Annotated in this window: 18 protein-coding genes; 4 read left to right on the plus strand and 14 right to left on the minus strand. The window is 36.6% G+C overall.

The genetic code is table 11. The features are described from left to right. Positions 1–11: 11 nt before the first annotated feature. The 12 genes from D1B31_RS04240 to D1B31_RS04295 all read right to left on the minus strand — a co-directional run bounded on the left by D1B31_RS04240 (position 12) and on the right by D1B31_RS04295 (position 13,907). A complete protein-coding gene (locus tag D1B31_RS04240; protein ID WP_118919492.1) occupies positions 12–1,046 on the minus strand; it encodes an ATP-grasp domain-containing protein in 1,035 nt (344 codons plus the stop codon). Between the two features lie 142 nt (positions 1,047–1,188). Next, entirely contained in the window at positions 1,189–2,670 is a 1,482-nt protein-coding gene (locus D1B31_RS04245) for a lipopolysaccharide biosynthesis protein (protein ID WP_118919493.1), read from the minus strand. Then, positions 2,667–3,629 carry a glycosyltransferase family 2 protein gene (locus D1B31_RS04250; RefSeq protein WP_240035159.1) on the minus strand — a complete coding sequence of 321 codons (963 nt, stop codon included), beginning with the start codon at positions 3,627–3,629 and terminating at the stop codon, positions 2,667–2,669. The genes D1B31_RS04245 and D1B31_RS04250 overlap by 4 nt, the downstream gene beginning before the upstream one ends. A gap of 124 nt (positions 3,630–3,753) precedes the next feature. After that, on the minus strand, positions 3,754–4,842 hold the full coding sequence (locus D1B31_RS04255) for a glycosyltransferase (protein WP_118919494.1): 1,089 nt from the start codon (positions 4,840–4,842) through the stop codon (positions 3,754–3,756). Positions 4,843–4,857: 15 nt separating this feature from the next. Further along, a complete protein-coding gene (locus tag D1B31_RS04260) occupies positions 4,858–5,877 on the minus strand; it encodes a glycosyltransferase family 2 protein (RefSeq protein ID WP_118919495.1) in 1,020 nt (339 codons plus the stop codon). Beyond that, on the minus strand, positions 5,877–6,884 hold the full coding sequence (locus D1B31_RS04265) for a glycosyltransferase family 2 protein (RefSeq protein ID WP_118919496.1): 1,008 nt from the start codon (positions 6,882–6,884) through the stop codon (positions 5,877–5,879). Before D1B31_RS04265 ends, D1B31_RS04260 begins: the two co-directional genes overlap by 1 nt. Beyond that, positions 6,881–7,900 (minus strand): glycosyltransferase family 2 protein, encoded by a 1,020-nt coding sequence (locus D1B31_RS04270; protein ID WP_118919497.1) that lies wholly within the window; start codon positions 7,898–7,900, stop codon positions 6,881–6,883. The genes D1B31_RS04265 and D1B31_RS04270 overlap by 4 nt, the downstream gene beginning before the upstream one ends. Further along, positions 7,900–9,099 carry an O-antigen ligase family protein gene (locus D1B31_RS04275; RefSeq protein WP_158587445.1) on the minus strand — a complete coding sequence of 400 codons (1,200 nt, stop codon included), beginning with the start codon at positions 9,097–9,099 and terminating at the stop codon, positions 7,900–7,902. The genes D1B31_RS04270 and D1B31_RS04275 overlap by 1 nt, the downstream gene beginning before the upstream one ends. A gap of 10 nt (positions 9,100–9,109) precedes the next feature. Continuing rightward, positions 9,110–10,294, minus strand: a complete 1,185-nt coding sequence (locus D1B31_RS04280; protein WP_118919499.1) for a glycosyltransferase family 4 protein — start codon at positions 10,292–10,294, stop codon at positions 9,110–9,112. A gap of 86 nt (positions 10,295–10,380) precedes the next feature. Then, entirely contained in the window at positions 10,381–12,207 is a 1,827-nt protein-coding gene (locus tag D1B31_RS04285; protein WP_118919500.1) for a polysaccharide biosynthesis protein, read from the minus strand. Positions 12,208–12,565: 358 nt separating this feature from the next. Beyond that, complete coding sequence (locus D1B31_RS04290; protein ID WP_118919501.1) at positions 12,566–13,225, minus strand: CpsD/CapB family tyrosine-protein kinase; 660 nt, start codon at positions 13,223–13,225, stop codon at positions 12,566–12,568. Next, positions 13,209–13,907: a YveK family protein gene (locus tag D1B31_RS04295; RefSeq protein WP_118919502.1), complete on the minus strand. Its 699-nt coding sequence runs from the start codon at positions 13,905–13,907 to the stop codon at positions 13,209–13,211. Before D1B31_RS04295 ends, D1B31_RS04290 begins: the two co-directional genes overlap by 17 nt. Before the next feature lie 451 nt (positions 13,908–14,358). Here D1B31_RS04295 and D1B31_RS04300 point away from each other — a divergent pair, with 451 nt between their 5' ends. From D1B31_RS04300 to D1B31_RS04310, 4 genes are all read left to right on the plus strand, one after another. After that, a complete protein-coding gene (locus D1B31_RS04300) occupies positions 14,359–14,715 on the plus strand; it encodes a helix-turn-helix domain-containing protein (protein ID WP_118919503.1) in 357 nt (118 codons plus the stop codon). A 384-nt stretch (positions 14,716–15,099) separates the two neighbouring features. After that, positions 15,100–16,128 (plus strand): PTS sugar transporter subunit IIC, encoded by a 1,029-nt coding sequence (locus D1B31_RS04305; protein ID WP_118919504.1) that lies wholly within the window; start codon positions 15,100–15,102, stop codon positions 16,126–16,128. A gap of 247 nt (positions 16,129–16,375) precedes the next feature. After that, positions 16,376–16,537 (plus strand): hypothetical protein, encoded by a 162-nt coding sequence (locus D1B31_RS24065; protein ID WP_158587446.1) that lies wholly within the window; start codon positions 16,376–16,378, stop codon positions 16,535–16,537. Between the two features lie 272 nt (positions 16,538–16,809). Continuing rightward, entirely contained in the window at positions 16,810–16,989 is a 180-nt protein-coding gene (locus tag D1B31_RS04310) for a hypothetical protein (RefSeq protein WP_118919505.1), read from the plus strand. 192 nt (positions 16,990–17,181) lie between these two features. On the opposite strand, the gene D1B31_RS04315 is transcribed toward D1B31_RS04310, so the two are convergent. Together D1B31_RS04315 and D1B31_RS04320 are read right to left on the minus strand one after the other, a co-directional pair. Next, positions 17,182–17,508 carry a hypothetical protein gene (locus D1B31_RS04315; RefSeq protein WP_118919506.1) on the minus strand — a complete coding sequence of 109 codons (327 nt, stop codon included), beginning with the start codon at positions 17,506–17,508 and terminating at the stop codon, positions 17,182–17,184. Positions 17,509–17,705: 197 nt separating this feature from the next. Further along, on the minus strand, positions 17,706–18,491 hold the full coding sequence (locus D1B31_RS04320) for a MurR/RpiR family transcriptional regulator (RefSeq protein WP_118919507.1): 786 nt from the start codon (positions 18,489–18,491) through the stop codon (positions 17,706–17,708). Positions 18,492–18,586: the final 95 nt, after the last annotated feature.

An 18,586-nucleotide genomic window follows, 5' to 3' on the forward strand; every position in this document is an offset into this window, starting at 1 on the left:
GATTCCCCGAATTAGGTTGTTTTAGCAATTTCATATTTTTTTAAATGAATAACATTAATATCCTTATGTCCGATAACCCCATATTTTTCTTCAATCAAAGACTTTGAAGCTGCTTCTCCCCGGATCCACTTTACAATCGCTAATGGTAGGTTTACTCCTGCCATATGGCTAAAAGGATATCCACCACCGAACCTGGCGTTCATTTCTAAAATAAACGGAGTATCATTACTCATGAAAACATCAATGTCTAAGTTAGCAATATGCTGAAGCCGTTCACTTATTGATTTACCCAGCGATTTTAAAATGGGGTAATCCACTGTCTCTGCACAGTCAGTCTCTCCTGAACGCATGGAAAACTTTTTCTTTACAATCGTGTTTTGATATCGGGCATTCAGGTCATTAATAACATCCAGGCCATACTCTTGGCCCATAAGTTTTTCTTGTATTAACACACTAGTAACCAGGCTTCCATTCGCCATATATTTTAAGTAGCTGTTTTTAATATTTGAAATGGTTTTGTTAAATAAAACCTTTAGCTCCAACTCGGTTTCCGCTTCAAAAACACCTATAGACCCCATCCCCCAACGTGGCTTTATGATGACTGGAAAGTGAATTTCATTATTCCTTAATGCATGAAGGACGTCAGTCAATGAATGATAAGTCTTCGGGACGTTGAAGCCATTTTTCTTTAAAAAATAATAAGTTTCTAGTTTATCATTACAAATGTTTATCACAGACTCACAAGAGACGATGACACGAGTTCCAACTTCCTCAAATAACGATTTATTTGCCGATAAAATAGGCAAATCAATATCAAACAGTGATATAATCGCATCAATCTTTTTCTCTATACAATAGTTTAATAAAAATGGTATATAATTCTCTTCATATATAAAGGGGGTTATCGTAGAATGGTCCGCGTAAGAAAAAGCTGGTGTTACATCGGAACTATTGGATACATGTATTTCACCCTTTTCCCCCAACGCTTCTTTAAAATAGGTTATTAGGTAACTTCGCCTGCCCACAGAAGTAAGGAGTATATTCATGTGAACATCCTTTCAAAATTGGTTTAATTGATCAAAAATAGGTGTTTTTTGACTATTGTTTGTTTCAGTCCGCTCACCGGTATCATCCGTTGGTGAAAAATTAGCAAGGTACATCTTTTCCCAAGAACATGTTAGTCCACACTTACATTCTCCCTAGTCTAATTTTACTAACTCGTTTTTTTTCTTTTAAAAACTCTTTACCTGTTAATTGTAAATATGTAAAACATTCATTCTTATAAATAATGGCTAAACCAATATATACAATAATGCCAACAGTTATTTGAAGCATTACTGTAAGGAGCAAGGGAACCCCAAAAAATTGTATACTATATACACAAGCCCCCATAATGAGTGAATGAATAAGTGAAGGTATAATATCTTTCCATTGCTCGAGAAAACTATAATTCAGCAACTTTAAATTTGGGTAAGCATTTATAAAACTGGAAATGATGCCTCCTGCCAAGACACCTAACGCCAAAGCATACACACCAAAGGGAATGGTAATAATCAGGATGATAACCCCAACTATTTTCTTAATAATTTCCAATTTCAAAAAGATATCGCTTCTTCCTAACGCGTTAATAGCCTGCAAATTAGCCGTATGGATTGGCCATAAAGCATATGATGCACAGAAAATTTGCAGGAATGGAACAGCAGGAAGCCATTTTTCTGTAAGTAATATTTTCACTAGCGGTTCCGCAATAACAGCCAGACCCACCATCATTGGAAAAATGATAAAAGAGCTTGTTACAATCGATCTCCGCATCATACTTTTCACTTTAGGTCTGTCGTCTTGATTCAACGCTAAGGCTGGCAGCATGACAGATTGAATGGACCCATTTATGTTGATTATAATTACACTTGGAAACTGCTCGCCTCTATTATAAAAACCGAGCATTGCCGGGCTAAACAATTTCCCTATCATGAGACCTCTTAAATTGTTGTACAATGTATCAATCAATCCAGAGACCAGTATTTTCCAGCCAAATGAAAATAATCGTTTTACCTTATTTAATGAAAACAGTAGTTTAGGCCTCCAGTTTACTACCATCCACAAAATGATGGTAATGACTAACTGATTGGTCAAGTGCTGCCCAATCAATGCCCATATACCAAAACCAGTATATGCCATTACGATACCGACTGGCCCAGAAATCATAATTGCACCTAGACTGCTGAAGAACAGTTTTTTAAATTCCATGTTTCTCTGGACAATGACATTCTGAATTGAATTAAAAGCGCCAAAAAACAAAGATAATGACAAAACCCTTAACAAGATTATTAATTGGGGGTCTTCAAATAATAAACCTAAAAACGGAGCAGTAAAAAATAGAGCAAAATATAGAATACTGGAAAGGACTAAGTTTAAGTAAAATACAGAATAAAGATCAACTTCATCAGCATCTTTCTTTTGAATCAATGCGGTATTAAAGCCACCTTGTACAAGAACCCCAGAAATTGTAATAAAAATTGCAATAAGCGTCAGTTTTCCGAATTCCTCCGGACTCAGTATACGAGCTAACACAATGGATACGACAAATTGTATTCCTTGTACCCCACCTCGTTCCATGAACTTCCAAAACAAAGAAGAAATGATTTTGGACTTTGTCACTTCTGTGTTCATAAATGTAATTTCCTTTTTATTCTAATCAATGATATTAAGACTCTAGGAAAGTGCCATTGTAAAAACCACCTTAACTTTGTCTTATATGTAAATTCAGAAAATATAAACCTGAATTCATCTATAAAAGCTTCTTTATATTTTCCTTGCTCCAATAAGAGATCAAACTGATTACGTTTTATAGTCCTTTTGATAAGATCCTCATATTTAAAACCTGTATATTGATTTATTTCATTTAGCATAATTGCAATTTTGTCAAGGTGCTTTTTATAATTCTCAACACTAGAAAGCGTCCGTTCCGACCATGAACCGCTAACTCCTACCCGATAAGCTGACATATATTCATCCAAATAATAGACAGTGCCCTTTAATGCTAAATGAATAGCTAATGGATAATCACTAACATGAGCGTTTTTTAAAAAATCAGGAATATCATATGCAAACCTGGTGGGATATAACATTGAATTTGTCATAAAAAGGTTTCCACCTCGCTCAATTACTTCCTCTGCCGTAAAAATTCTTCCCCCTTTGTTTGGCCTGCTCACTGATTTTATTTTCTTATCTGATCCTGATACAATAGTTGCTGCATGAACACATAAACTGCATTCAGGGTGCTTTTCCATAAAGTCCACCTGTTTTTGGAGTTTATAAGGATCTATCCAAAAGTCGTCCCCTTCACAAATCGCAGTATATTTTCCTGCGGCTCGTTCACCATTACGCATCAAATTTTTTTTCCCTAACGAATATTGATTAACAGCCTGATAGATTGGTTTAATGGTCTCTGGATATTTCCGTTCATATTCTCTAATGATATCCGCTGTTCCATCTGTAGAGGCATCGTCATGGATTAATATTTCAAAGTCAAAATTTGTTTTTTGCATTAAAAAGCTTTCTATCGCATCTGCTATATAATCTTTATGGTTGTAGGTAATACAATTTATACTAACTAACATGTTTTTCATGGTCATTCCCTCCCACGATAACCACATTCCTATATTTTCTCCTTCAGTTAACTCATTAAGAAAAGCCCTATACTTTATGTTTAGGGCTCTTGAATCGGATTATGTGGAAATGTAAAAAACGATCTTAACTAAATAATTCAATAATATCTTGTTTTACATTCGTCTTAAAAAACGGATAGTTACCAAAATCTTTCCCATTTTCGTTCATTTCTATGTTCATTATTTTATGGAACCCGCTATAAATCTCCTCTGCCGAATGGACTAATACACCATATGGATAGTCTTTCATCAATTCCTCTGGTCCTCCACACCTTGTTGAAAGGATACGTTTGTTTAAAACCATTGCTTCAGCGACTACTAAACCAAAGGATTCCACTTTTGAACTACAAACAATTGCATCACTGTCCTTCATGTATATATAAGGATTTTCTACAAAGTCCAAGATCTTCACATGTTTTTCCAAGTTGTTCGTTCTAATTTCTTCTACTAACTTACTTTTTTCGGGGCCTGACCCGATTATCGTTAAATTGACATCGTAATTTTCATCTCTGATTTTTTTAACTGCTGATACTACAGAGAAAAACATTTTTTCTTCCGACAATCTTCCAATACAGCAAAATTTGAATCCGTCCTTAAATGGAATTGTGTTTGGAGATCCCTTTTTTGATAAACTGATAACATTCTTATCATCAATTAAGTTATAGGTTACTTTGCTATTTATTTTTTCATATAGATAGCTCCTGTATTGATTTTTAATATAGTTCGATACACTAATACATTTGTCAAAATTCATTAAATACCTAATCAATTTCTTTTTGTTTATGAAATAATACAAATTATTATCATTGTATAAAGGATCATTATGCTGCCAGCAGTATTTTTTAATTTTCATATTTCTAATACCCGAAACAAGTTTGGTCGGTATACCTTCTTGATAAGAGACAATATAATCATATTTTTTTCTTATAAAGAAAAACGAAAGTATTTCTGAGGAGAAAATTTTGAAAAATCGATTGATAAATATATGCCCCTTATCAAAAAGATATTGATATTTTGTTCCCTCAGGCAATTGTTTCTTTAATTTTTCGCATTTGTAGATTGACATAACCGTTATGTCTGTATCCTTATTGATTAATACTTTTATAATATCAATTAAGGATTTTTCTACTCCTCCGAATTCGACAGCTTCTAGTACGAACAATATTCTTTTCATGGTTCACCACGGCTATCAATAATTTAATGTCTTAAGTATTACTTTTACTTTGTTCAGAAATATAACCCCATAAAGATTATTAGACACTAAAAAGCGAAGGAGTATGGTATTGTACCGGCTTATTTTAACGTTTTCAAAATTCTTACCGAGCCCCCACAACTCCGTCTCTTGTTTTATAAGTTTCTTTTTTTTTGAAAATGGGATATTCTGATTTCCAATGATACTTTCAATATGGTAAATACATTCATTGATCTTGTTGGTAATGACATATTCTTTAATGTTAACCCCAAATATTTTTGTGAATTCCATTTCAGATTCTAACAATTTACTAACTAATTCAAATTTATTCTCATAATATTTTTGTGAGAGGCCCTGACCGGGTCTGACCATGTAAATATATACAATATCCAATATAGTAATAATCTTTTCTGATTCCCTAAAACAGCTTAAGTTAAAGAGTAAGTCCTCTCCTAATGTCATACCAGCATCAAATAAGATATTCTTTTCCTCTAAGAAGGTCCGACAATATAGTTTATTCCAGGGTGCATTTATCACTTTATTCCTTTTTAACATTAAATACTTGGTTGCAAACTCTTCTGAAGAAAAAACTTCTTCCCCTCCATTGAATCTCTCAAGAATAACTTTAGATTTTTTTAAGTATTTTCTTTCCTCGAATCCTCCAATTACAACTTGAGCATTCTGTTGCTCAGCTGCCTCAACTAATTTACTTGTTGACTCTTCAGGTAAGAGATCATCAGAATCAACAAACCGAATATATTTTCCTCCAGCCATATTTAATCCAAAGTTACGGGCAGCCGAAACCCCTCCATTTTCTTTTTTATATACCTTAACCCTATTATCCGAACTCTCATACTGTTTGCATATCTGTAAACTATTGTCTATTGATCCATCGTCAACCAGTATGACTTCTATTTCTTTATGTGACTGGTTTAGTACACTCTCTATTGTATGAACTAGATATTTTTCAGAGTTATATATTGGTAAGATTATACTTACTAATACATTTGTACTCATTAAAATAGCTCCTTCTCCTTGTAAAAATAGCCCATAATTATTTTATTACTAATGAATGTTTTACAAAATCCATAACCCAATAAAGAACATATACTGAGTATTTTATAAATTTTTGAAACGTCTTTAGTTTTGAGCATAATGAAAGAACTTTTTCTAACATTTCTTGTAAGCAGCTTACCAATCGTATAAAATTCATTTTCCGGAAATTTATAATTATATCTTAATAGTTCGATTAAAAGTCCGCAGCTCCCATATGCATAATAAAATTTAGTATATTCTAATAAATCTTTATAATACTGGTTTATAAAAATTGTCATTTCTTCAATGGCTTCAAGGTATTCCAGCTTTTTTTTTCTGAAACTGTTACGAAGAATACTATCTGCTCTTTGAACGTAATAATATTTTGCTGCGTCACTGTAAACCGTCCTATTTGATTTTGCAAAAACTTTATATGTTGTAAATACATCCTCGAATATTTTACCTTCGGGATACCGGACTCCATCAAATAAAGCCCTTCTATATAATTTATCAACTGCATAATGATGAATGGTATTTGCCTCCAATAGTGACCTCATACCCTCAATGTTATTTAGAATGACTAAATCACCAGAAGGATATTTCTCAAAATATACTTCACCACCCTTGAAAACTCTTTGAAGATTACAAATTGAAATATCCGCAGAAGTTTTTATCAGATTATTTATTAATACTTCATACATATCGTTTGCAATGTAGTCATCCCCATCTACAAAACCAATAAAGTTTCCTGTTGCAATATCTAACCCAGCGTTTCGGGCTGAGCTTAATCCTCCATTGGGTTTATTAATTAACGTTATTCTATTATCAGAACTAGAACTTTTTTTTATCAGCTTAAGTGTATTGTCAGAAGAACCGTCATTGACGACTATAATCTCCAGGTTTTTATATGTTTGAGAAATAATCGATTCAAGACATTTTTCAATATATGCTTCAACGTTATATGCAGCCACGATAACACTTATTTTCATCTTAGCACTCTCTTTATATTTAGAATTTTGGCCAAAAATAGTATGAATTTACTGTTATTTGTTTTTAAAATTTGTTCAATAACTATTGTTGAAAAATCATAGGGATGATTTTTAGCAATAACTTCTCTTATTTCTTTTCGACTCAAAATATCTCTAATCAATTCTAATTTTCGTTGATAAGTTAACTGACAATTCCTTTTGTAAAAATCCATAAAATAAGCCATGATGTCCCGGATTAAAAACCGATCGATCATAGCTTGATTTTTTTTTAATATTCCCCAGTAAGATAGGAGATTCCTAATTTCCATTAGGAGGTCATATCGAACATCAAATCGGTTTAACCGAAAACGTGACACAAGCCCTTCTCCTTTTTTTACACAATAGTTTACGAATGCCAGATTTAAAATTTTTACGTGTTCAATATCTCTAATGACAGCTAGATTGAACTTTAAATCCTCCCCAATGTTTAAATCTGCCGGGAACTTTATTTCCTTTTCTTTTAAGTAGCTAGTTAAATAAACCTTATTCCAAGGAGCGTTAATCATTTCATTTCGTATTAATGAAACGGCATAATCCCTGAATCTATGTTGGTCATGAAAAGTGAGCATCTGTTCACTCGGCAGTAAACAATCGCTGTATTTATTTTCAAAATCGACATTGTAACCGAAGATCATCAGTTCGATGTTTGGGGTTAAGCTTGCTGCCATTTGTTTAAGTGCTGTTTCTACATAAAAGTCATCCGCATCCAGGAATGTAATATACTTACCTTGTGCTTGCTCAATTCCTACATTCCTTGCATAGCTGACACCTGAATTTTCTATGGAGAAAAGCTTTATTCTTGGTTCATTTCGAGCGATATCTTGGCAGATTTCATGGCTGCGGTCAGTGGAACCGTCATTGATCACGATGATTTCGATACCCATGAAATCCTGGGATAAAATACTGCCAATGGCACGGCTGATGGTTCTTTCAGCATTGAATACCGGAATGACAATCGATAAAAAAGGAGTGCCCATCAACTTGTTTCCCCTTTGCTTTTTAGAACTAGAAAATAAAACAGAATATAGTAGAACCAGAGTACCGTTCGGCGTAAATCATTAATCCCAAAGCCATACACGATTAAAGAAATGACCGAACATAAGATAAAGGTATTCACATAGGTGTTTTTCGTTAATTTTGTAACCATAAGGATATACGCTAATCCCCCGGCGATTCCGCCTTGGGTAAGTATTTGCAGAAAAGAATTATGAGCTTCATACCCATCAAATACATCGTCACCGGAATATGAGCCGGGACCCAGGCCGAAAATGGGCGAATAAAGCCAGGCTTTAATGGCATTGCTCCAAATGACAAGCCTATTCTCTCCATTGGTATCACCATGAAAGAAATCATTGATGAAGATAAGAATCAATTCGGAATTGAACAATAAAACGAGAAGAAGGATGCAGAATAACGCAATAATAAGGCCATAAGAACGATGTAGTTTATGAACAGATTTCACTGTCATAACTATACAAAAAATGAGAGTTGCAATCGCCCACGCCGCCACCAATGTAGAAGAAGTCGTTGACAATCCTATGAAAACACTTAGAACAATCCCTGCTAAAGCCAGGATTTTTACTGTCATTTGTTTTTCAATGGTCATGATATACAACCCGATAAATGGAAAGGGAGCGATGAAGTAGGCAAATTGGTGGTAATCATTAGCAAATGGAGAAAAAATGTCAGCCCCCCCATATGTTAAACTAAACCCCAATAAAACAGTCCTGCCTCGCAGATAGATAAAAAACAACGTGCCTATTACAAATAATCCGCCGAAATAAAGAAAACGCACTAAACTGTATAGGCTGGCAAAATTGCTCTTTTTAAGGAAGGTTTCAAATGTAAAACATAAAAATAAGATTACTACATAGGCCTGATAATCGAATTTCACATCTTGGGGCGCGATTCCTAAAAAGGTATTGACCGCATAGCCGAATGTCATGAAACACAGAAAGGCGACCCAAAATAAAGAAAAGAAATGATGGTGAAACGATACCAGGATTTTCTTCTTGCCAACTAGCTCGTTCAGACAAAAAAATAATAAAAGCAGCTCTCCAAGGCCAAATGCACCGAACCTTAGTGATGTGAAACCAAAAAACAAAACCATGGTCAAAATAAGGATATTTTGCGGACTAAATAGTACATAATGTTCCTGAGTCAGTTTATTTTCCATACGAACACCTTTATGAAATTGTTTTTGTAAACATTTGCTCATTTTGTTGATTGTTTAACCCATAGATCTCCATAAGCTGACCAATCACTTGTTTAACATCATATTGTTTAATAGATTCATAGGCATTCGAGCCTATTTTCTCTAAAAAATCTCTGTTCCGGTAAAGCACTTCTATTCTTTGGGCTGTTTCAGCCGCATCCCCAACATTTACTAAAAATCCGCTCACCTTATCTTCAACTAAATCACGAATCCCTCTAATCCTTGTTCCGATTACTGGTTTCCTGCAGGCCATCAATTCCATGATATTTCTAGGCAGCCCTTCCCGGTAAGACATGAGGATGCCAAGATCACTCGCTGTTATCAGCGCGGTTATATCATCCCGATTCCCCAGGAAATGAATCCGGTCCTCTAACTCCCTTTCCGTCAGCTCCATTTTAAGTCTCTCAAGAAGCGGGCCATCACCGGCACAAATCACTTGTACATGGATTCCTTTTTGCTTAAGAATGTCCACAGCCTCGATCATCTGTTTATGATTCTTATTATTGTTCACTTCAGCAATCATGATGATGACGAAATCATCCTCGTTTAAGTTTAGAGTCCTTCTGACCTCATTTCGATCATATAAATCAGCACGATAAGAAGCTAATTTTACGCCAACCCCATTGGCCAGATGAGTTCCCTTCACCTTGAACCTCTTTGCCCGCTCATAATCTTCAGTGTTCATCGTAATGATCGTGTCCGTATAGCGAGCCATCACCTTTTCGATAGGGTAATAAATCCCCCAATTGACGAGCGGCGCTCCCTTATAAAAGTGGAACCCATGGGCCGTGTAAATTGTTTTCAGTTTTGGGAATCTAAGCTTTAGAAGCCTCCCGTACAAGGCGGCGATTGGCGTATGAACATGGACGATATCGTAGTTGAATTGATTCTGGATCTTCATCAGGTCAAAAAAAGCCTTCACGTTCTCGGGATGTAACGGGTTCCGGGTAAAAGGAACATCAAAAAACCTGACCCCGAGATTGGCCAGGTTTTGATCGGCTTCTTCATCGATTGAACACGCACAGTCGACGACATTGCCTTCATTTATAAGCTTTTCAATATGAGGTACTAAAAAAGAATTGATGGTTCTGCTCAAGGTTGAGATATAAAGGATTTTTTTCACTTCGTTCACCAGCCTCAGTTGGTCTTTATGCATTTTTTCAAAAATATCCTGAAACTTAACAACATAATATGAACGGCCTCCATTCCAGAAGAATGGAAATCTGTTTCTATAAAAAACCTTTAAACTGAAATGGATAATAGCCGCTTTGAAGCGACTTTCCCATTTGCAATCAACAAAAGTTTTTCTCTAATTTCTTCCTTTTCTAAAGTAGGAAAAGTTTCAATTAAATGATTGATCTCTTCCATATATAACTCCGACCTTTTACCAATGTAAATTTTCGGATAAATTTGCTTCTCATGAACTTCCTCTTCTTTGAGAAGTTCCTCATATAACTTTTCGCCAGGCCGTATTCCCGTGAATTCAATTCCGATTTCCTCGACTGAATTTCCCGAAAGCTTTATCAGATTTTTGGCAAGGTCAACAATCTTAACAGGTTCACCCATGTCCAGTACGAAAACTTCTCCGCCTTTTGCTAAAGAACCAGCTTGGATTACCAGCCTGGAGGCTTCGGGAATCGTCATAAAGTAACGAATCATGTCAGGATGAGTAACGGTTACAGGTCCGCCATTTTCAATTTGCCGCTTAAATAAAGGGATCACACTACCACGGCTCCCGAGCACATTGCCAAATCTTACAGTCACAAACTTTGTAGAGCTTTTGCGGTCCATTCCCTGAATGATCATTTCAGCCAGTCGCTTCGTAGCTCCCATTACACTGGTCGGATTGACTGCTTTATCTGTAGATATCATCACAAAAGTTTTTACGCCATTTAAACTGGCCGCCTTTGCTGCATTCCTTGTACCTATTACATTGTTCTTTAATGCTTCTTCAGGATTTCGTTCCATAAGGGGTACATGTTTATGGGCTCCCGCGTGGTAAACAACATCCGGCCTATAGTCTTTCATTATCCTATTCATTTTTTCTTCATCCCGCAGGTCTGCTATTTCCGTGATGAATTCTATTGAAGGTGATTGATTAGACTCGATTAATTCCATTTCGATTGAATAGATGCTGTTTTCACCATGGCCTAACAAAATAAGGCGTGACGGTTGAAAGGATACAATTTGACGGCATATTTCGGAACCAATCGATCCCCCGGCCCCAGTAACCAGGACTGTTTTCCCGGATAGATATTCTGAAATATTTGCGATATCGAGTTTAATTTGTTCCCTGCCTAACAAATCCTCTACCTGTACATCACGAAATTGACTGACAGAGACCTTCCCTGAAACCAAGTCCTCAAGCATAGGCAAAATTTGCGTTTTCGCATTCGTTTTGGCACATTCTAAAAAAATTGCATTCAATTCCTTTTTCTTAAGCGAAGGAATGGCGATTACAACGTTTTCAATATTGCGTTTTCTAACAAAGGATTCGATTTGATTTGTTCCACCTACAACCGGTATTCCAAAGATATCAAGGTTGTGCTTTTTAATATCGTCATCTATAAATCCAACCGGAAGAAGTTCCGTATCGCGATTTTGCAAAAGCTGTCTCGCCACCATTGATCCAGCAGACCCCGCGCCTACGATTAGCGTTTTCTTCTTGTTCCCTTTTTTGTTAATAAAAGAATCCCGAAACACTCTCAAGCAAAATCTGGATCCGCCGATAAGAAAAATATGTAGCAGCCATGTTACCGCCAAAAGCCTGAAAGATATCTTATGTATAATGAGCTGTTGAACGAATAATGCTGCCAGGATGGATCCAGTGACTACTTTTAAAACAATCATCAGTTCCCCAATACTTGCATATTCCCAAGCCTTTTTATACAAATGAAGTTTGAATGAAAGAATATGATGGCTGACCAGGATTGCAAGAGCTGTGATGACAATCGAGAATGTCACTACATGGACGGTTGCATTCACTAGGAATCTGCTAAAAAAAAGGGCTGTTAATACAAAACAGGAATCCACCAAAATAAATAAAGACAACCTTTGTTTGTAGGTCATTTTCACACCCCCTTAGTGTTAACGATTGGAATTTTTACACCTGGTAACACTTGACCCAATTAGACATCAAGGTTCATAAACATACACTCCCTATAAATAACATTAAAACCTTTCATTATAAGATCTTAGAAAGATGTTATAATGAAAGATTTTAATGAAACATGGGGCATCCAACCCCTCCTCACATCATACTCTCGACGACAAGCGTCTAAGGTTCCTTTCAACCCACAGCATGATCGAGTACCTCCATTGTTAACGATAAGGAGATATCACCAAGTTTCAACACCGCTCTATAAAGTGTGATTTCGTACCTTATTGAGAACGAGCGAACCAAAAAAAGCCTTAGTATGCCCTTCAACTAGCTCTCATTTAATATAATTCCTAAACATTTTGCTTTAGAGTGTTTCAGCTGTTTCTTTACTTTCATTATGTCATCACTTTTCGTTTTTCCAGACTGGATGACAATGATTAAACCATCGCATTGATTTGCTAAAATTTTCGCGTCAGAAACCTCCAATATGGAGAATGTGTCAAGTAAGACCACATCGTATAATCCCGTTGACTTGAGAATGAGGGATTCCATATTTGGAGAACCAAGCAGTTCTGCAGGATTTAACGGGATCGGCCCACTAGGTAAAAGGTCTACCCCTTGTATACCTGTGTCGGCAATCGTATCCTCGAATCTGACTCTTCCATTTAACAAATTGCTTAACCCTATAGAATTTTTCACTTTAAAAGAAAAATCCAGGATTGGATTTCGTAAGTTCGCATCAATTAATAAAACCTTTTTCCCTTGTTGTGCCAATGATATGGCAAAATTCGCGGCAACTGTTGACTTCCCTTCTTGACCATTGGCAGAGGTAATCATGATTGTTCTCGCATTTTTACAATCAATCGAAGAAAGATAATTTGTTCGAATGGTCCGGTATTGTTCCGCAATTGTACAAGTAGGGGCAGTGGCAGCCACCAGACTAACTTTCTTATTTAGAAAAGACGATTTTCTATTCGTTAGTTTCAAGAGAATGCCTCCTTATCTCCGCTTTTTCGTTTTTATTCTTTTTTTGAGCGGTGTTTTTCTTATTCATTTTTGAAACACTCCCTAGTACCGGAGCCTCCAGCAGTTGTTCTGCTAACGAATCCGTCCTTACCGTGTTATCCATGAAATCTAACAAGAAAATCAACCCCATGCCTGCAATCAACCCAATAATAAAGGCAAGCACAATTTTATTTTCGTGATTGATATTAATGGGTACTGTGTTGATTTTTGCTTCGGAATAAATACTAATATCATTCAATTCAAACGTTTTTTCCATTTCACGTTTAAATACATTTGAAGCTGTATTGGCAATATCTGCTGCAATTTCTGCTTTTCGGTCAATAACAGAAATTTCTACTATTGATGACCCTCCAATACTTCCTGCGGAAATGCGCTGGCTTAACTCTTCAGGGCTTGTATTTAAATCCATCTCTTTTACTACATGTTCCAAAAATCCTGGTTCTCTAATCATTACCATTAAAGTATTCATAAGTTTATCATCAGCATTCACAATCATTTTAGAAGAGGTTTGGTAAAGGGGTTTCGTGATATAGAAGCTATAAAGAGCTCCTAAAGATGTGAAAAGAATGGTTATGAAAAGAAGGATCCATAAGCGATTCCTAATAATCTTTAATATGTTTTTTATATTGATTTCTTTATCCATAGTTTTTCACCACTTTGTTTTTTTTTTGGAGAGATGTTCTTCCCTAAGAACCAAACTCAATTTCAAGTTAGGAAATAATTTAACATCCCTCCCAAATATATGTAATATATGCTAATATTAATTCTGTATACAGAACAAGTCAATGGCATTTGATAAAAAAACTTATCCAAAAAAACTCTCTTTTCTTCTATAAATATACATAATTCATCAATTGTTAATATAAAGTGTTTATCCACTTTCGTACCGATTCATCCTTTATAAAGAACGTCTGTGCTGGATTAAAAGGGAAATAGCAAACAATTTTCTACATTTATTATTTTTCGTGATTTTTTCTACATTCACTTCTATGTGCCTTTTTGTAATAAATTAGTTCTTTTAAAAGAACAGACTTTGTTTTATAATTCCAGATATAAAAATCGTCATCCCGATATGAACAAAAGGAGATATCGCTATGATTGGAGAGCGAATAAAAAAACTGAGGGAACAAAAGGGGTATTCAATCAGCGAACTAGCTGAATTAGCACATGTTTCTAAATCTTATTTAAGCGGGATGGAAAGGAATCTTAATAAAAACCCATCTATTCACTTTTTATTGAAAGTGGCTAAACCTTTGGATGTTTCGATTGAGTTCTTGCTTACCGGAAAGAATCTGGAGGTAATTGATTTTGACAATGGTAAGACGATCGGACTAGACCCTGAATGGAAAAAAATAATTGAAAAAGCGATTGAAGATGGAATTAACAAAGATGACTTTAAGGAGTATATAAATTATATTAAGTTTAAAATTTGGGAAAAAAAACAACAGTGAGACAACATATTAGCCACAATCCCCTTTGTTGGCCAACAAGGATTGATTAACTTCATCTGGCGAGGATGGAAAGCTGCTTTTCCTCCATCTCTTATAGGGGGCTGTACTGGAAAGCCTACTTGCGCATACAATGCTTATTACTTGCTTTGGCCTTAGCTGGCGACTTGCATTTCAAAAAGGAAGCCCCGCTCATTACCGGATTGTAAGCGCTTTCTAGTTATCTGAAAAAACAAATAACATTGACACCACCAAAAAATAATTATACTATAATAACAATTATCTAAAAATTATTACTAGCTACTAATAGCAGCTACAACATTAAATGTTTTCTAATGAAAATTTTTAGAAGATTCAGGTGATCGCATTTAGGAGGCAAATTCAACAATGAAACCATCAACAAAGAAGTATTTGGTCGACCGAATGTATAAAGCTTCACAAGGACTGGCCAATGCAGTCCTCGTTACGCTAGGAATCGGCCTGCTTATGGAATCTTTAGGAACCTTTACTGGCTGGGAAGGGTTCGCTACAATCGGAAGAACAACACAACTAATGCTTGCTCCGGCTCTTGGCGCAGGGATTGCCTACCAGCTTGGCGGCAATACACTCATTATTTTTAGCGCAATGGCTTCAAGTACGATCGGAGCCAACGCCGTCAGACTGACGGAAGATGGCACCGTAACACTCGTAACGGGGCAGCCGCTTAGTGCTGTTTTGGCCGCTGTCATTGCGACATGGGTAGGAAAAAGAGTAATGGGGAAAACAAAGCTCGATATGATGGCCATCCCTTTTGCAGCTGTATTAGTCGGAGGCATTGCCGGGGTCTTCCTGGCAATGATTACGACACCTCTCATCACGTGGCTAAGCGCGCAGATTGCCACTTCGGTTGAAGGTTCGCCGATTATTGGGCCAATGGTTATTTCGCTTGTTTGGAGCATTTTCCTTATGTCACCGGCATCCTCCGCGGCGATCGCAATCGCCTTGCAGCTTGACCCGGTTTCCAGTGCGGCGGCGCTCATTGGCTGTACGGTCCAGTTTGCTGCATTCACGGCAATGTCGTATAAACAAAACGATATTGGCGCCAATATCGCCCAATCGCTCATTACACCGAAGGTTCAATTCCCTAACCTCGTCAAAAATCCTCGGTTGGCGATCCCGCCCTTTATTGCGGCCGTTATTTGCGCCCCGATTGCAACAGTCATTTTTGATTTCAAAGCATCCTATAAGCTAGCCGGGCTCGGTTTAAATTCATTGATTGCGCCGATCAACATTTTGGCTGAACAAGGCCCTATCGTCCTGGCAATCTATATTGCTTTTGGCATTATCCTGCCAATCATTATTTCACTATCAATCTTTAAACTTATCAGCCTAAAAGGTTGGACCAAAGCTGCCGACTTAAAGATGGAATTGCAATAGCCTGAGTCGGATGAGTGTAGCTGAGGCTGAGTGGGGACGGTTCTAAGTCTGCCAATAGGCGAAACAAGAACCGTCCCTATTTTTTCTCATTTCTTTTTCCGATTATAACGTTTCCCTGTCATTAAAAGGTTTACAGCCTAATAAAATTGGGTATAGGAAAAACTCTAGGGGACAATCCATGGGTTTAGGTTAGCTCAACGTTTTCCACTTCTCTTATGGTTGAAAAATGCGGAAGGAGGAACAGTTAATGAAACAACTATCTGATCCAAATGAATGCATTTATTGTGGCGAGCAGCTGACGTTATGGGAAAGAAACAGAAGCTATTGTTGGGATTGCAGCGAAACGACTTCCCCTGAAGCTTATCACGAAGAAGAAATTGAACTGACTACTAACGTGGACACCCAATAATAAGAATCCGCACCTCGGTGCGGTATTTTTTTGCATGAACCCGAATCCAGCCAGCGGGATTCATTTTTCTTTTGCAAAAATTGGTCCCTGCCCCAAAAGCCATCCGGACCCACACCAATCCACCTACACGACAAGCTCCCTACCCGCGGCACCTATTCTAAAAAGACGAAAAGTTGACACGAATTAGTCATGGTTACGCAACAATTGAAGTTCTTTTTGTCACAAAAACAATGTGATAATAGTGGTAACATAGAACGAAAGGATGACTTAGCATGGAAACGACGTTACAAGAAATGCTAAATGAACGCCCGGGGATGAGCATACTCCAGCTGAAAAGAGCCTTGCTCGTCCAACAAAAAAACGGATACGTTCTCATCGATGCCGAAATTGCAACCCTTGAACTCACCCAAACCTTTACATACGAATACACATTGCTTAGTTCGGCTTATTGAAGCACTGGAACCGTCTTCTACCTCGAGATTGTGTGGCGGTCTATTTTGAAACAAGAAAAAACTGGGGGGGCGCCAAGGTTCAGCAATAAAAATAAAAAGACGCGTCCCTCTCGCATAAATGGATGGGGACGCATCTTAACTTTTTGGAAAATAATAATGAGGCTATAAGAGGAATATCGGTAGAGGCAAATCCTAGCCAAGTCTTCTTTTCAAAACTTCCAGTTCACGTTCGTTTCGTGCAGTTTTTTCCCAAATAAAATCCTGATCCAACTCCAGCGCTTTAAGCCTATCGACAACTTCCTCATGGCGTTGTGCACTTTTTATCTTCTCAGCTTCAAAATCTTCACGCATTGATGTCATATCGCCTTGCATTGAAGTCATATCGCCTTGCATTGATGTCATATCGCCTTTCATTGCTTTCATGTCACGTTGCATTTCTTGTTGCAACGTGTTTGTTTTTGCAACCATTCCCACCAATTGGACTAACATATCTTCAATTCTCGCTAGCCTATCCTCCATGTCACTCTCACCTCCTTCTGCTCTTCCCATTATACAATAACTTCCCCTCAATCAGCGACCTGATTTCAAAAAGGAAGCACGGGGACGGTTCTACTGCTTCATTCGACACCCGAATGAAGCACTGGAACCGTCCCCTGCATCACCTTGCATTGGAAATAAAACAAAAAACCGGGCAATTTTCGCCCGGTTTTTGCATTTTATTTTACAGCAGACTCACGTTCGTTTAGGTAATTTGTAAATCCTTCATACAATAAACTTAATACTAAATTTAATGTACAGTAGGATGAATTATTTAATTGGTTCACTTTATTTAAATGAGTGACCTGATAGTAAAGATTGTAATTAGCCAAATACGCTAATTCATTCCGGGAAAAAACGGTAACTGAAATGGTTGGTACTTTTTTAACCACTATATTTTTTAACATTGCATCAATGGAACCGGTTTTTCCGGATAATGATGCAACGATTAATAAATCATTCGGGGTGATGGCTTGGGAAATTAACTCAAGCTCTGTTTTACTAGGTATGATATTTAAGAATATATTATGATTCAATAAACATCTTGAAAATTCTTTAAGCATTAAATTTTGTCCGTAGCCTGTTCCATAAGCAAAAATGTTTTTTGATTTTAAAAACAACTTATAAATTTCTTGTAAATTTTTATCTCCCTCAAAAAGTTTGATCGTTTCCTGGACATCTTTTAATAAAACTGAGCTATGAAAAGACTGATTATGGGAGACTTTCGCATCTCTGATTCTATCAGCCTCTTCCTTTATAAAATATCGAAATTCACTATAGCCATCAAAACCTATTTTCTTTGTCGTCCTAATGATTGTAGAGGGGGAGACATTACAATTCTTTGCAATTTCTGTGACAGTTTTATCTTTACACAACTCGATATTCTGACTAACGTAGCTAATTACATGTAAGTCATTATCGTTTAATTGATCATAATATTTATTAATCAACGTTTCCAAATTCATGATCAGGATGCCCCCCAAAAAAGTTCCTACTACCTTGTAATCTTTTGATTTCTATTTCTGTAAAGCCATGGAATTCGAATGGCATTATTTCATTA

The sequence above is a fragment of the Neobacillus notoginsengisoli genome (assembly GCF_003515685.1).
GTDB classification, from domain to species: Bacteria; Bacillota; Bacilli; order Bacillales; family Cytobacillaceae; genus Bacillus_D; species Bacillus_D notoginsengisoli.